This window comes from Paenibacillus sp. J31R122 (genome assembly GCF_056269185.1).
Window position 1 is genome coordinate 566,926 of the sequence record NZ_JBWDNM010000002.1, and the last position, 15,572, is coordinate 582,497.

At 41.9% G+C, this 15,572-nt stretch carries 16 protein-coding genes; 3 read left to right on the forward strand and 13 right to left on the reverse strand.

The window, feature by feature from the left end; translation table 11 throughout:
* Window positions 1-71 precede the first annotated feature (71 nt).
* The 6 genes from AC0YN7_RS05720 to AC0YN7_RS05745 form a co-directional block, all read right to left on the reverse strand.
* Window positions 72-722 carry a response regulator transcription factor gene (locus tag AC0YN7_RS05720; RefSeq protein ID WP_475809123.1) on the reverse strand — a complete coding sequence of 217 codons (651 nt, stop codon included), beginning with the start codon at window positions 720-722 and terminating at the stop codon, window positions 72-74.
* A 2-nt stretch (window positions 723-724) separates the two neighbouring features.
* Window positions 725-2,047 (reverse strand): sensor histidine kinase, encoded by a 1,323-nt coding sequence (locus AC0YN7_RS05725; RefSeq protein WP_475808977.1) that lies wholly within the window; start codon window positions 2,045-2,047, stop codon window positions 725-727.
* A gap of 131 nt (window positions 2,048-2,178) precedes the next feature.
* Window positions 2,179-2,394: a cold-inducible protein YdjO-related protein gene (locus AC0YN7_RS05730; protein ID WP_475808978.1), complete on the reverse strand. Its 216-nt coding sequence runs from the start codon at window positions 2,392-2,394 to the stop codon at window positions 2,179-2,181.
* Between the two features lie 46 nt (window positions 2,395-2,440).
* Complete coding sequence (locus AC0YN7_RS05735; protein WP_475808979.1) at window positions 2,441-3,529, reverse strand: lactonase family protein; 1,089 nt, start codon at window positions 3,527-3,529, stop codon at window positions 2,441-2,443.
* A gap of 26 nt (window positions 3,530-3,555) precedes the next feature.
* Window positions 3,556-4,275 carry a DsbA family oxidoreductase gene (locus AC0YN7_RS05740; protein ID WP_475808980.1) on the reverse strand — a complete coding sequence of 240 codons (720 nt, stop codon included), beginning with the start codon at window positions 4,273-4,275 and terminating at the stop codon, window positions 3,556-3,558.
* A gap of 221 nt (window positions 4,276-4,496) precedes the next feature.
* Window positions 4,497-5,153, reverse strand: a complete 657-nt coding sequence (locus AC0YN7_RS05745; RefSeq protein ID WP_475808981.1) for a cell wall hydrolase — start codon at window positions 5,151-5,153, stop codon at window positions 4,497-4,499.
* A 343-nt stretch (window positions 5,154-5,496) separates the two neighbouring features.
* On the opposite strand from AC0YN7_RS05745, the gene AC0YN7_RS05750 reads away from it, so the two are divergent.
* The gene (locus AC0YN7_RS05750) at window positions 5,497-6,096 is read left to right on the forward strand and encodes a bifunctional transcriptional activator/DNA repair enzyme AdaA (RefSeq protein ID WP_475808982.1); all 600 of its coding nucleotides are present in this window, start codon (window positions 5,497-5,499) and stop codon (window positions 6,094-6,096) included.
* A 241-nt stretch (window positions 6,097-6,337) separates the two neighbouring features.
* Window positions 6,338-7,432: a tyrosine recombinase XerS gene (xerS, locus tag AC0YN7_RS05755; RefSeq protein ID WP_475809124.1), complete on the forward strand. Its 1,095-nt coding sequence runs from the start codon at window positions 6,338-6,340 to the stop codon at window positions 7,430-7,432.
* Between the two features lie 134 nt (window positions 7,433-7,566).
* Here xerS and AC0YN7_RS05760 read toward each other — a convergent pair whose 3' ends face one another.
* Window positions 7,567-8,106, reverse strand: a complete 540-nt coding sequence (locus AC0YN7_RS05760; protein ID WP_475808983.1) for an ADP-heptose synthase — start codon at window positions 8,104-8,106, stop codon at window positions 7,567-7,569.
* A 257-nt stretch (window positions 8,107-8,363) separates the two neighbouring features.
* Here AC0YN7_RS05760 and AC0YN7_RS05765 point away from each other — a divergent pair, with 257 nt between their 5' ends.
* Entirely contained in the window at window positions 8,364-9,338 is a 975-nt protein-coding gene (locus tag AC0YN7_RS05765; RefSeq protein ID WP_475808984.1) for a YpdA family putative bacillithiol disulfide reductase, read from the forward strand.
* 83 nt (window positions 9,339-9,421) lie between these two features.
* On the opposite strand, the gene AC0YN7_RS05770 is transcribed toward AC0YN7_RS05765, so the two are convergent.
* The 6 genes from AC0YN7_RS05770 to AC0YN7_RS05795 all read right to left on the reverse strand — a co-directional run bounded on the left by AC0YN7_RS05770 (window position 9,422) and on the right by AC0YN7_RS05795 (window position 15,522).
* Window positions 9,422-10,756: a DUF4129 domain-containing protein gene (locus AC0YN7_RS05770; RefSeq protein WP_475808985.1), complete on the reverse strand. Its 1,335-nt coding sequence runs from the start codon at window positions 10,754-10,756 to the stop codon at window positions 9,422-9,424.
* The gene (locus AC0YN7_RS05775; RefSeq protein WP_475808986.1) at window positions 10,756-11,883 is read right to left on the reverse strand and encodes a DUF58 domain-containing protein; all 1,128 of its coding nucleotides are present in this window, start codon (window positions 11,881-11,883) and stop codon (window positions 10,756-10,758) included. The genes AC0YN7_RS05770 and AC0YN7_RS05775 overlap by 1 nt, the downstream gene beginning before the upstream one ends.
* Window positions 11,884-11,895: 12 nt before the next feature.
* Window positions 11,896-12,855 (reverse strand): AAA family ATPase, encoded by a 960-nt coding sequence (locus AC0YN7_RS05780; RefSeq protein WP_475808987.1) that lies wholly within the window; start codon window positions 12,853-12,855, stop codon window positions 11,896-11,898.
* Between the two features lie 20 nt (window positions 12,856-12,875).
* On the reverse strand, window positions 12,876-13,799 hold the full coding sequence (locus AC0YN7_RS05785) for a polysaccharide deacetylase family protein (RefSeq protein WP_475808988.1): 924 nt from the start codon (window positions 13,797-13,799) through the stop codon (window positions 12,876-12,878).
* Window positions 13,796-14,974 carry a phosphotransferase gene (locus AC0YN7_RS05790; RefSeq protein WP_475808989.1) on the reverse strand — a complete coding sequence of 393 codons (1,179 nt, stop codon included), beginning with the start codon at window positions 14,972-14,974 and terminating at the stop codon, window positions 13,796-13,798. The genes AC0YN7_RS05785 and AC0YN7_RS05790 overlap by 4 nt, the downstream gene beginning before the upstream one ends.
* A gap of 350 nt (window positions 14,975-15,324) precedes the next feature.
* On the reverse strand, window positions 15,325-15,522 hold the full coding sequence (locus AC0YN7_RS05795) for a hypothetical protein (RefSeq protein WP_475808990.1): 198 nt from the start codon (window positions 15,520-15,522) through the stop codon (window positions 15,325-15,327).
* Window positions 15,523-15,572 lie beyond the last annotated feature (50 nt).

Consider the following 15,572-nt stretch of genomic DNA (forward strand, 5'->3'; position numbering starts at 1 on the left):
AAATAAGGCCATATAGCAGTTCCAACTTTCGTAGAACAACATAGATAGAGGTACTACATATTGTAGTACCCCTATTTTTTATTCAGATCCTTTTCCTCTCGTTGAAACAGGCCTCTTCTTTTCACCTTTTCTACCGCTTCCTTGCTGCTGCGAACTCCAAACTTTTTCAGCATTTTGTTCACTTGGTTTTTGAGCGTGCTTTCGGCCTTAAATAGTTTTTTTTCAATTTGTGATTGTGTATATCCTGCTTCAATCAGCTCGAACACCTCACGCTCTGCTCCGGTTAATTCCTTTAGCTGTTCCTCCCGTTTAAGCCGTGCTAGCTCCTTCAAAAGAGCGTCCATCGGTGCGGAATGATATAAGGCGCTGCGAATCGTATGCGGAAGCTCTTGATAACGTGTCTTCTCTAAATAATGAATGGCACCGGCTGTAAAAGCCTTCGTCATGGAGTGCTCGTCATTTAATGACGTAAGCATAATGATTTTCGCTGGTGAACGTTCATACATCTCCATCGCCGTTTGAATGCCGTCAAGCTTGCTTCCCTCGAGCTGAATATCCATAAGAATGACATCAAACGTGGTCGTCTCTGCCAATCTAAGTGCGTCACTCGAGTTTGTTACAGCCCCTACAACGAGCATATCATTCTCTCTGTTAAGGAAGGTGGTCAACGCTTTGATCCAATCCGCATCATCTTCGACTATAAACACTTTTATAAGGCTCAGATTTATTCCCTACCTTCTATCACTTTTTTCCGCGGCCAAAAGAATGACACGCAGGTTCCACTGCCAACTATGCTAGAAATAGCAACCGACCCGCCGCTCTTTTGCATCACATTATAGACATAGGATAAGCCAAGCCCAAAATTTCGGCCAGCCTTACCACTGCTGTAAAACGGATCAAATACGTGACCCAGCCTGTCGGCTGCGATTCCAGACCCGTTATCTTTTATCGCCAGCTCAATGAAGCGTTTTGAAGCTGTAAGACCAACTTCTATGACTCCGTCTCCCATCATTGCTTCACTCGCATTCATAAGCACATTACCGATCGCCTCGCTAACATGAACAGAATCACACAAGATAATAGGGCATATTGTATAAGTTGTACTTACTTTAACCCCTTCCTTAACCAACATTCCTTGGTGCTGCAAGATGACCGTATCAACCAACTTATCGATTCGACACGGCTCCTCATGGAGTATAAAATCTCTCATCTGGCTATGTATGCGATTTACCATGGCAAGCATATGATTCGAGGAATTCGCAATAATTTGCAGCTGCTGCTGCGATTGCTCATCCGTCTCTGGAAAAGAACTTCTCAAATTGTCTGTAACAATCGAGATTTTCCCTATTTCATTCTTGATCGTATGATTCAACATGGCAGCACCTGTACTGACTGCTTTCATCGTGCTTTCAAGCGGATCACGCTCGAATTTGAGCTTTACACCCAGTACACCATACAGAAATGTACATAACAACGCTACAGCAAGTGAATAAATAATAAACACAGATATATAATTAAAAAAATCAAAGCTTGGTGAAATAACCTTTGCAATATTAATGAAAACTAGTACGCCAAGAAGTGTAGGTACGATTATAATCGTCGTAATGAAGCGACTCCGCTTCATTCTTAAGTCCTGCTCTCTCCAAAATGAAACGACAAGCAGGTAGCAAGAAAACAAGTAATATGGCGCGCTCCAGATGAGCAGTAAAATGAAAAATAATGATTGATCTGGTATTAAAACTGCTATTACAACCGTTACAACTGGAGGAAGCAGCAGCAGATTCAACATCCTTTTAAACTTGGTTAATCGATAATTTCCAGAATAAACGAGACTAAACAAAAGAACACCGTATGGTGTCAAGGTGTAGTTAAGAAGACGAGATAGAACTGCTAATGATGGAAAACCGCTCTCTACTAATAAATCAGATAGACCACCGATTGATGCGCAGCATAGAAAAAAGGCTGCCCAGCGATTCGATGCATTGCGCCAGTTGTTCAATAATATAATTATGGCTGCTATTATCAGTGAGACAAAATAAACAAGCATACAGTCATTCCATCCTATCTATCCACGTTTAGTCCTCTTATCGTACCACATTCCGATCGTTAAGCGATGCACCAATCCAAACAAAAGATCCCAATCCATTTAAATGGATTGGGATCTTTTGTTTGGATTGATTAATAATCTGATTTCGGTTTGCGAGGCTGTGGCTTCGGTTTATTCTGAACGGCTGGTAAATGCCGCATGCTTCTGAGCATTGGACCTTTGCATATCGGACAAGCTTGCTCGCTTGCTGCGAACTCATCTCTAACCCACGCTTTACATTCCGGATTTTTGCATTTAAAGATTTTAGTTGGCTTTAACTTCGGTTTTGATTCTTCGCTAGTAGACACGCTGATGTATTCCCCTCTTCACTTCATAGCTTATAGCATTAATTGTTTATGCCATTAAATAGACAGGCATAACACAAACTGGCTTAGATACTTCTGTACTTTTCCCGGTAAACTGCAGCTTACCCGTTGTTTGGTCTACGCGAAATGTTGCGATATTATTCGTGTCACGATTCGCTGTGATTAAATAATTGCCATTAGGTGTTAATGCAAAATGACGTGGATGGCCACCTTCTACAGATACATGCTGAACGTGAGTAAGCAATCCTGTTTGCTCATTCACTGCAAATACAACAATACTATCATGGCCGCGATTAGATCCGTATACATATTTTCCATCTGCTGAAACGGTAATTTCCGCACATGAATTTTCATCAGCGAAGTCAGACGGCAATGTACTGACTGTACCTGATATAGCTAACTGACCATTCTCCTCATCATATGTAAAGGAAGTGATCGTCGAGTCAATTTCATTAATAACATAAGCAAAGTTACCGCTTGGATGGAAAGCCAAGTGACGTGGCCCAGCTCCTGCATGAACGGCAACCTCATTGTGTTTAATAAGCTTTTGGCTTTCTTCATCAACAGCATAGGTTACAACTAGATCAAGACCTAAATCTGACACAAACAAATATCGTCCATCTGGACTATAAAAAGAAGAATGCGGATGCGGACGATCCTGCCTTTCAGGATGCTTGCTGCTGCCCGTGTGCTGCTGTACATCCAGCTGTTTGCCAATTGTGCCATCTTCGGCAATCCGGTACAAACCAATCATACCGCCATGATAGCTAGTGACCGTCAAATATTTATTTTGGCTGTCACGCTGAATATGGCAAGTTGTAGAATCGACCGTTACATTACGCTCAATTAGACTTATCGAGCTGTTCTTTGGATGGATGGTGAAGACAGCAGCTTCGCCTACTTTTTGTCCTGTATCATTGACTGTCTCAGAGATGGCATATAATAAGTTATGATCTACATCAACATTGAGAAATGTTGGATTTTTTAATCCTGCAAACTCATCTTTCAACGTTAAAGTACCCGTTTCTTCATCCATTACATATACGTACACGCCACTGTCTTCTGACTCCGCGTAGGAACCGGCAAACACATGCAGCTGTTTTTGTTCGATAGTCACTAAGAATTTCTCCTTTCTAACAAACGTTATGCTTTTGGCGCATCAGGAGAACATACTCCGTCCGTACATAAAGCATCTTGCTCAGTTTGGTTTACTTGCACTAGCGTCGGGTATTTCTCTTCCCACGCTCTATTTAATGTTTCCAAAAATACTTCCGGCGGCTGAGCACCTGATACAGCGTATTTGCGATCAATTACATAAAATGGAACCCCGCGAATGCCAAGACGGCTGCCATCCTCTTCTTCTCCTCGAACGGCATCTGCAAATTGGCTAGTAGCCAGCATATCCTTAACGGCTGCAGCATTTAGTCCAACATCTGCCGCCAGCTCGGCAAGCTTTTCACGATTTCCTACATTATCATTGTCTGTAAAATAAGCTCTAAATAGTCGCTCCGACATTTGCTTTTCTTTTCCTTGCTCAGATGCAAAATGGACAAGTCGATGCGCATCAAATGTGTTCGTGTTCACCATAGATTCAAAATTAAACGTAAGACCTACAGCTGCAGCTTGTTTAGCTACATCAGCACTAGTTGCCTTCGCTTGCTCAAGACTCATTCCATATTTGGTAGCCAGCATGCTATGTGTACTTATATTTGCATGAGGGTCCGCACTCGGGTCAAGCTCAAAGCTGCGAAACACAGTTTCTACTTTATCCTTATGCGCAAACTGCTCGAGCGCTATTTCAAACTTTCTTTTGCCAATATAACAGAACGGACAAACATAATCCGACCAAATTTCTACCTTCATTACAAGCACCTCCAACAAATAATTAGTTATTAATTTATTACAATTGCCTTTAATATAAGATTATAACCGATACCGTCACCAATGCCCACTTTCTTATACATTTTACAGCAGATCTTATTGTAACATAAAAAAGAACCTTACTCTAAGCACTAGCCCATAGTAAGATTCCTTTCATCTGCACAAAATATGCTATTAAATTCAACTGGTTCGTGCCAAGCAATTTAAATCGCAAAAATATGGTGACCTATTTTGCCCGTCTGTGTCCGCGACCAAATCCATTTCGAAGTTGCTGTTTCCGGATTGAAGTAATAAAGTGCTCCATTCGTTGGATCATTGCCTCTTACTGCTTCCTCGGCTGCTTGATAAGCACGTGAATCAGGCTTCAATTGATATTGACCATCATCGACAGCGGTAAAAGCCCGGGGCTGTTCGATAACCTGTTTCACCGAATCGGGAAAGCTGGAAGATTCGACACGATTCATAACGACCGCACCGACTGCCACTTGACCCTCATAGGGCTCGCCGCGTGATTCCGCGTAAATAATTCTTGCAAGTAAATCAAGCTCTTCTTGATTCACAGAAACCTTTTTCAGCAATGTCCATGTATTCGAGCCGGCAATTCCATCTGCAGTAATGCCGTGATCCTCCTGAAACTTTAGCAGAGAATCAAAGGTATCTGAACCAAAATTGCTGGTGATGGGAGAGTTAAAGTATCCCATTGTTTTCAAACGATATTGCAAATCTGGAACATCTGCATTCGTGCTTCCTACTTTTAATGTAGCAGGTTTGGCAGCATCAGCTTGTTGAGATGGCAATCCCACTGCAATCATGATAAGGAACAGAATGGACACACTATATTTGACTAATTTATTGTTCATTATGTGTAATGAACCTCCCTTTTTCTTTTGCGCATTTAAGAAAAATCCGCAAAATGTGTTAAGTTTGGCATGCAATCGATGGGTTCGTTAGAGTTTAACATAGTCAATAGCTGCAATGTAACCCAAATACATAAATTACATTAAATTGCTAATTTGGAGTTGTCGGCATTTCATACGTATCACAGATACAGCTTAAAGCTGAATTTCTAAATAAAAGGACAAGCAAATGAACTTCTTTGCATGTCCTTTTTTCTACGTATTGCAATTTCATTATCTTGCTATTTCACTTCAAAAACGTACAAATGTTCATATTGGCAGTTATAATAATGTAGAGGTGATGATAATGTCAAAAGAGCTTTTCCTTGATTTGGTTGAATCGATTCGTACTGCAAAGTGGGATATAATAACGGACGATAAATGGCAAGCCATTATAGAAAATGATACCTCTTTCGACAATAAATTTTTTTACGCAGTAAAAACTACAGGCATTTTTTGCCGGCCCTCCTGTAAATCCAGACCGCCAAAAAAAGAAAACATCTGCTTGTTTCAAACCGTCGAACAAGCATTATCCGCAAAATATCGTCCATGCAAGCGATGCAAACCTACAGGGCAACGATTGCCGGATGAAGAATGGATCACACTTGTCACGGATTACATCGATAAAAATTACAAGAAACAGCTATCTCTAAAGCTGCTCGCTGATATAAGCCATGGCAGTCCATATCACCTACATCGAACTTTCAAGAAGATCAAAGGCATCACTCCAGTAGCATACATTCAACAAGTGCGGATTGAGCGAGCTAAGTCTCTGCTTACTAATACTGACAAAAGGATAGCCGATATTGGCGAGGCTGTTGGTATATCCAATACACCCTACTTTATAACACTGTTCAAGAAGAAAACCGGTAATACACCAGCATTTTATCGTGGAAAAGATAATTAATGAGGGGTACTGTATTGTCAAATCCTTGTGTTTATTTGTTCCACTACTTCTTCTTGAACACTTGTTCATAAGAAAGGTACAATAGCAATAGCAATCGAAATTATTCTAATGCATGCTAGTTGCATTTGAGTATGTTTATTCATTGTTAATTTGTTTACATAACTATTATTATGTTGAGTTAGTATCAGAAACAATTAATGTGAATAATAATTAATGTCATTAATCGAATGAGGTGTTTACCATAAATATTTTAAAACAGAAGGATCGTGAAGAGCTCGATAAGAAGCTTCCTTCCATGCCGTGGTATATCGAAAAGTTTATTAATTATAAGCTGCCAGATCTATCTCCCTCCTCTTTAGTTGAATACATACGTGATTATGAAACGTTTCTCAATTGGCTAATGGCAGAAGGATTGTCAGAGGCAGGCACGCTAAAAAATGTTGAATTGCTCGAGCTGGAGAAGCTGCATATGGACAGTATTGATGGCTATCGGATGTACTTATCGACTCATAAGAAGGAAAGAAATAGCAAGACAACAATTTCACGGAAGCTGTCCTCTCTTCGTTCTTTATTTCATTACTTAAGCCAAATTGCCGAGGATGAAGAGTTCTATCCTTTGCTGAAACGTAATGTGATGGCAAAGGTTACTATTAAACGAACACATAAGCCGAAGGATACAGCTGCCAAGCTAGAGGGCAAGCTTCTGCAAGAAGAAGAAATACTCGAGTTTATGGAATATATTAAGCAGCATTATGGAACTGATGTTGCTGCCAATAAGCAAGCGTTGTACGCATACGAGCTAAATATGATACGAGACGCGTGTATTATTAGCTTTATTTTACACTCAGGGTTACGTGTGTCAGAGCTTGTTAACCTGAATGTGGATGATATTGATCTTAAGAAAAAGCTTTGCTACGTATATCGTAAAGGTAAAAATGATGATTCCTTCAAAACACCAGTCTATTTCCGTCAAGAAGCAGTCGAGGACTTAACTGCATATTTAACACTTAGGGAAGTCCGTTACAAGGCTCCAAAGCGTGAAAAAGCCTTGTTTCTCGCGATTGCGAATGGAAAAAATGAAGGCTCTCGCATGACGAAGCGGGCAATTCAAGAGATGGTTATTAAATATGCCAAGCGATTCGGAAAGCCATATTTATCCGTCCATAAATTAAGACATTCCTTTGCAACTGACTATTATTTGCGCAATGATATTTATAAGACACAAGAGCAATTAGGACACGCTTCTCCAGAAACGACTCAAATTTACGCGCATTTGACAGACAAAACGATGGCCCAAGCTATTGATCGGATAAAAAAAGAGGACGAATCAAGCTAACGCTGCACACACGCTGCTTGATTTGCCCTCTTTACAACCTTACTCAGGAAGAAGTACTCGCTTGTAGAATAACCGAATCTTGCATGGACAGCTGAGTCAGCACGAGATAGCAATTTATAAAAATAAAATAGGAATTAAAAACGCTCTGGTTCATTCAATTCCAAATCACTCGAGGATATGCCTTCCTCTACAGCGAATTCAAAATCCTCAATATCGTATACCTGCACCGGAACCTCTGCCTCAATCAGCCTATCCTGAAATTCATACTGATCCGAAAGCAACGGTGCATTCAGCTTTAATCCAGTAAGCAGCAACTCCGTTTCGATCGGGTCAAACATTTCACCGTAATGCGCGTTATCCACGGCATGTACAACGGTAAATTGAATTGTATCATTTAATAAAAGCGGTGAGCTCTCACGCCATGGCACCTGCATCGCTTTTTCAATTTTTTTACGGTTTAAAGAGTCTTCGAAAAAATTAATCAGCTCTATTATTTTCGCTTTAACATGACCATCATCGTCTGGATCGTCCATGATCGGATCGGTTCCGTCTCTCATCTCGTAAAGCTCTGCAATAGATGAATAAGGCACAATATAATCAATAGGACGACTCGGCACAAGAAGATGCCCATACGTTGCCACTAAAACCGCCTCAATAACAAATCGCCGCCGCATATGTCTCCTCCTCTTAAAAGTTTTGCGAATGCAAAACTTACTTCGTAAGCGTAATCTTTGTTTTGCGAATGCAAAACTTACTTCGTAAGCAATTCTTCAAACAAGTATCCAATTAATTATACAATAATACATTGCCTGTACAAGAGAGACAAACGCCAAATTTGCGTTTCACATCCACATAGCAGTAAAATGAGCGTAAAGTTATGCTATTATCGAAGCTTATTTTGCTTCAACATATATTCAGGGGGGAACACATCATGCAAATTGAAGATGCAATAATAATTGGAGCCGGACCTTGCGGATTAGCTGCAGCCATAGATTTAAAGAAAATAGGTCTCAACCCGCTTGTCATAGAGAAAAGAAATATCGTGCATTCTATATCACAATACCCGACCTACATGCACTTTTTCAGCACGCCGCAGCTATTGGAAATTGGCGATATACCCTTTACTACCGCTAATGACAAGCCTTCAAGACTAGAAGCGTTAAACTACTATCGTACAGCCGCACAACGTCATGAAGTACGTATTCAAGCATATGAAGCTATTACTAGCATTACGCCAGAAAATGACCTATTCATTTTGGAAAGTGAAGATCGCTTCGGTCAATGCCGTACATATAAAAGCCGTTATGTGATTATAGCTACAGGATACTTCGATCATCCAAACGTGCTGGGCATTCCTGGTGAGAATACTGCAAAGGTCAGCCACTTTTTCCGCGAGTCTCACCCTTATGTTGGTATGAAGGTTGCTATTATTGGCGGCAGCAATTCAGCAATCGACGCCGCATTAGAGCTGGAACGAGTCGGTGCTAAGGTTACTGTTGTTTATCGAGGTGAGAATTACTCTTCCAGCATTAAGCCCTGGGTTAGACCTGGTTTTGAAAGTAAGGTAGCTAAGGGTTCCATTGATATGCTATTTAATTCCAAAGTTATCGCGATCGAAAATAATGATATTCTAGTACAAGGGCCAGAAGGTGACGAACGAATTTCGAACGACTTTGTGCTTGCGTTGACGGGCTTCCATCCTGATCGCAACTTTTTGACTCTTACAGGCATTACTATGGAGGAAGAAGGCTACCCTACCTTCCAGCCTGAAACAATGGAGACAAATGTGCCTGGAATTTACCTTGCAGGTGTTGTCGCGTCTCGACATGAAGCAAATGAGATCTTTATTGAATCAGGCCGTTATCACGGACGAAAAATAGCAGAGCATATTTTACAAAAGAAATAATGTATACAAATACAGCTCAAAAAAAGACAGTCATCGCAGGAATTAATCCTAACTTGACTGTCTAATGCTGTGAGCTGCTACTCTTACTTTGGCTCGATCCTCTGCTTGATAGCGGACACTTGCTGATCGCCAGGCTGCTTACCGCCATAACGTACCGTCTCATAAACGTCAATTAACTCGTTGACTTCTTCTATACTCTTATCTGTACCCTTCCATTTTGCCAGATCTACAGCTGTCTCTCGAGGTGTCAGATAGCTTTGAAAAGTATATCCCCGATTCATATCCGCCCGAACATAACGTCTATATAAAAAACGAATTCTCTCCGCATTAGAAGTCAGATCATCCCAATCAAGACCATGCTCACGTTTCTTCGGTAACAGCTTTTTCAACTGATTTCCCATCTGCTCTTTCAAGCTAGTTAACGTCATTAAATTTTCAACCTCGTCGGTGAATCCGGATTCTCCATTACGATTCTCCGCGCCTCGCAGCATTAACTTAGCGACTAATGCTCTAACCAATTGATACAGTTTTCTAATTACAAAGTACAAGAGTACCGCTGCGATGAGTATGACTAGCACAATAGCGATTATTTTCAAAATTTGTTCCAGCCATATCATCCATTCAGCCGGAGGCTTATGTTCCTCATTTGGCAGCATGCTTGGAGGAGGTTCACTTACAGGCTCCTCAATCAGTTGATTATCATGTGGCCGATTAAACCAACTCATCAGCTTTTGAATCAAGGTATGAAAGAAGTTTTCTATCGATTGTTGAATTTGCCGGAACATTGCAATCAAACTAATGATAGCTACTACAATAATCATCATAATACGGTTTTGTCTTTTGAAGGCCAATGTTGCGGGTGACTTTCCCGTATCAATCGTCTCATTGTTCAAATGTCTCTCATTTGCAAAAAAGAAAGTTAAAATAACAGCTGCAACACCGCATATAATAAGTACTTCGTTATACTCCGCAATTTCCTTCAATAAAAATATCTTCAATGGCTGTATGGCAACATAAATGATAACGCCGACTAGCATACGTGTATTCGTGAAACTAGCTGACCAACCGTAAAGCATAGCTGACATTCCTCTTGAAGCAACTATTGTTCCTAATAATCCGCAAACAACAGGTGCTACAATACCGAACTCGCCACCCCCTAATAGAATGGAAAGACTAGTATGCACAGCACCAATTATTGCTGCAAGAAGCAGCCGAATGATTAATCGCAATTTCGGCAGAATACCGATTAACATTGACCCCACCCAATAACATAAAGTGAGCGTCACGACCCAGACCCAAACGACCGAAGACGGCAGTAAATAAACGGCAGCAACAAGCAATACTGGCAAATAGAAAAACAGCTCTATTACGCCTCGTCCAAAAAACGACCACAAAGATGCTTGTTTCATCATTGCCATTATGCGCTCACCTCATCTCTGCCCGTACTTGCTCGTTCTTCACCTGAAGGCTGTTCCTCTTGAATAATCCATACCGCAACAGCATTGCCGTTATAGCGCAATCTTTCCGCCAGCAGCTCAAACTTTTCATTCCAGTAGGCGGTAATAATGAGTACATCACGTTCACTAAAACCACTTTGCGCTTCAGTCTCGAGTAAGTAATCAAACAACTCTGTGCGTTCAACCTCAAGCTTAGCCATTGTTTCAAACAATCCGATCAAGTGCTCATGACCGCTGCGCGGCTCAAGCTTAACGCTGTCCCTAGAGCCTACAATCGGCATGTTGGTCGCAAAACCTACTTCCATCCCTTGCTGGATAACAGCTTCTGCTGCACCTGCCGCCCATTCAATACCGCGCTCAATAAGAGCATGATTCGTCACTGAACGCCACATACCTTCCGCATCATCAACATTCAGATAGATCATTAGCCTGCGATCTGCAGTGAAATCATGCTGATGCACTTGAAGCCGTCCTGTCTTGGCAGTGGCCATCCAATTAATTTGCTTGTACGTATCCCCTGCCTGATAATCACGTACTCCTGCTATAACGAAAGGATCACTTATGATCCAACGCCGAACCGATTGGTCTCCTTGCCAGCTGTGATAAGGCAGCTCGTGCACTGGCACCTCAGCAGGTCGCGGATAAACAAGAAGCTGACCATCTAAAGAAATCTGCCGCGAGCTATTGGACATCCCGAGCAGGTCACCGCCAGTTAGCGTAACCGTTTGCAGCTTATACCAGCCACGTTTGGAGCAAGTAATATGATGTTTACGTGTAATTTTGGTATAAGGCGATAGACTAAAAAAGCTCTTGTGGTTTTGATAAAGCTGACCACTGCTTATCGAAAAATTATCTAATTTCTGAAAATGCAAATGAGTCGACAATAATGATTCTATGCGAAGCCATGGAACTGGCAGCCATTTCTCATTCGACAATTGCTCAATCAGTTCTACCCGATCACCGCTAAAACATGATTTCGTTTGAAAATGCCGTTGATAGGTCACTTTGCGCAGCACATAGCGTTGAAACAAGTGGCCCTGTAAAAATATAATGCCGATAGCCGCAACTATGAACCAAAATAAAATCATCGCGCCGCCGCCTTATCGAACCGATAAGCCAGCTTCTGCTGGCACGGCTGTCTGACGAATAATATCATCAATAATTGCGTCAGCGTTTGCAGAATTTCGCTGCATGCCGCGAAGAGCTAATCGATGTGACAGCACCGGCTTTGCCATTGCCTTCACATCATCCGGCGTCACAAAATCACGTCCGCGCAATATCGCATTCACTTGTGAGGCACGAAGCAGTGCCTGACTACCACGAGGACTGACACCAATCGATACCTCTTCCCGCTTCCTCGTCTGCTCAACAATACTCAATAAATATTGAAGCACATCATCATTTACAGTAACAGACGTGTATGCCTTCTGAGCTTTCTGAATAATTTCAATGTCAGCAACGGGCTCAAGCGTTTCTAGAGGATCACTGTCTTTGAATCGCTTTAACAACTGAATACCTTCCTCTGTCGTTGGATAGCCCATTTTTATTTTGAATAAGAAGCGGTCCAGCTGAGCTTCTGGCAGTGGAAAAGTTCCTTGATGCTCGACTGGATTTTGAGTAGCTATCACCATGAAAGGTCGGCCTAGCCATTTCGTTTCTCCATCGATACTAATTTGCCGTTCTTCCATACATTCGAGCAAGCTGGATTGTGTACGCGGAGTTGCCCGATTTATTTCATCGGCAAGCAATAGGTTAGTAAACAAAGGGCCCGCGCGAAACTCAAACTCACTCAGCTTCTGATTGTAGAAATGAATTCCACTCAAATCTGACGGAAGCAAATCAGGTGTAAATTGAATTCGCTTAAATTGGAGAGTAAGTGACTTAGCTAATGACTTTGCAAGCATCGTCTTTCCTGTTCCCGGCACATCCTCCAGCAGTATATGTCCAGACGTAATCAGTCCAATCAACAATAATTCGACTGCCTCTTCTTTACCTACTATGACACGTCCAATGTTAGCTTTTACTTGATCGGCTAATTGTTTAACGGAATGAAATGGCATAAGTCGTACAGCTCCTTTTGTTAAATCGTGTAGCCGCTGCGGTCACGCTGCAGTTTTTGCAGCTCGCGCCAGCGAATTAATCGAATTCCTTCGTCCTTAAGAGTTTGCTGAATAGTTTCATCGCGAAACAGCTCAAGCTCCATTCCCCGTTTTAACGGTTGACCGTGAAAAGCGTTAAGCTCCTCTGTCACCAGTGACGGATGAATAATCAGCTCCGTCACACCTGGCTTCAGCCTTTTGATTAGCTGCTGCATATCTGTTTTGAAAGATTCGAAGGTTTCCCCGTCTTGCAAATGAAAAGGAAGCCCTACCAAGTAATCGAGAATAACGACACCTTTGGAATCCGCTAAAGCTGCTAGCAGCTTCGCTTGCTCAGCAAGCTCAGGTGGCGCGACTTGATCATCATTTTGCCGCAAATTGCGTGGCAGACGAAATGGCAAACCATAAGCTGCACAAACATCTAAAACGATAGACAGGAAATTGCGGCCCGTAGCTAAACCATACAAGCTGCCCATATGATTATCTGCATGCGTTGGCTTCATCCCCATTTGAAGCGCCATTTCGATTTGGGCAATTATTTCAGCTTTTACCTGTACTTCATCAGCCTGCTTCTCAAAAGTTTTACAATCCTTTGGGAAATAACCCTCAGTCGTGACAAGTGAGGAAGTAATGCCATGACGGTTAACCGGACCCCAGCGGTATAAATCCCATTCGCTCGTAAATGTCAAATGAACTCCCACGTCAAACTGAGGATTACGCGCACTCCACAGCGCCGCTTCCCTTGCCCAGCCGCAAGGCATCATTAGAGTAGCAGAGCTTACAATCTCATCTGTCAGCAGCTGCTGTACAGCTACATTTACAGAATGACACGATCCGAAATCATCTGCATTTATAAGCAAAAGCTTCTCATTTTCTCCATAACCCAGTTCACTAGCTAAATTCATCGATTTACATCCTCCCATTGTTCGTTAATCCAATGACAGCCATATAAAGATTGATCAATTATACTGCACAACACATCTTCCTTATCTAAACCGTCTCGAAGACGGATAGCAAAATGGAGTACTACATCCAATAATCGCAGCTTCATTAAGACTGGCAGCTTTTCAAGCTCATTGTCGGTTAATGTGATTGTTTCCGAATAACCATCAATTAGCGCTTTCACTTTTGCTGCACAACCAGCTACATCTGGTTTGATTAGATCTACAAGGATGACTGCCAGCTCCATTGCGCGTACATCAATCGTACTGAACTCAAAATCAAGCACGCCGATAATTGTTTCCCCGCGCGATACCGTATTATTAAATACGAGATCCCCATGAATCCATTGTTTAGGCAAATGGGAAATGCTTTCGCACTCCGCGGCGATCTCCTTCCGCTCTTGAAGGAGTTCAAAAACACTGTCATGTCTTGACCTGAGCGACTCATAGCGTTCCGTCAATTCCAAGAAAGCTGATTCATCAATCGAGGAGTACGTGCTCTCCAACAAATAATAAGGACTGTAAATCGCCTGACTACTCAGCTCTATCTCACTCAGTGCTAACGTTAGCTTGCCTGCTATATGGCCCAGTGCTTTGACATGAGTAAGAAGCGAAGCATCCGGTCTATCTCCTTCAATATAATGAAATAAGGAAGAAATCGTGCCATCCCTGCCAATTGTTACTGAATCGCCGCTTCTATTCCGAACCGGAACGGGAACTTCAAAATCGAGCCGCTTCTTGATCAACGATGTTAGCACATCATGTTCAAGCTTTACGATATGAGCATCCTTATGATTATTATAGATGCGTAGTACGAACCGGTGATCCCCTGAAACAATCATCCTAGTAGTATTGTTCATGCCGCTTTCCTGTTGCTCTACGATGCATGGCTCTTGAAATTCGTATGACTTTAAATAAATGTCGAAATCTGTTAAGCTGTTCAAGCCAACTAGCCTCCTTGATCCACCTGCTGCATCCGTTTCAGTCGATGCATATATCTTCTTCCGTCCAATCGGATGTGCTAATTCCGATGATCGTTTTAAAATGCCAGAAATAACTTCCTTAGTGCCGTAAGCGATTGCAACAGGTTCGCCGACGTCAAGTGAAACAAGTCTCGCCGACTCCCTTTCATCTGCCATCTGTTTAATCCTCCTCGACAATCTGTGTATACGACTATTATAGTCTTGATAGGGAGAAGTTGGCAAAGACAACTTATAGCATTAATTATTATTGCAGTTATTTGTAAGCTTCTATTAACATTCGACACTTTCTACAAAATATGAATCCACGTGGTGTCGAAAAGATTTCTTTCCTGTAGCTTATTGCGTATACCCGGGAAATGTTATCTGAAAATTCACTTATATTTCCCGCTTATTTATCCGTTCATTTCCCGAAATATTCGGAAATAAATACTAGCTCAATGAGTTTTTCCGCTCCATCCATTCTATTAGTTCTGACCCTTTGAATAGCTGAACTGCAACAAGCATCGCTAATGAAATGACAGCACACAGCCTGACGGCTTGAATTGGCGATTGAAAGCGTTCAGATACAACTGCCCACTTCGACTAAATGGGAGCATCGCATCTCTAGAAAAGCTGAATACGACGCGTGAGCATACCGTCATCGATTGAAGACCGCCGCCCCGAAATGAAATGATCACCATTACAACTAGGACTCCTGCGAGCACCCGAACACCCCCATTCGTTAATGTATGACTGGTGTTATGCTCAATGTTGA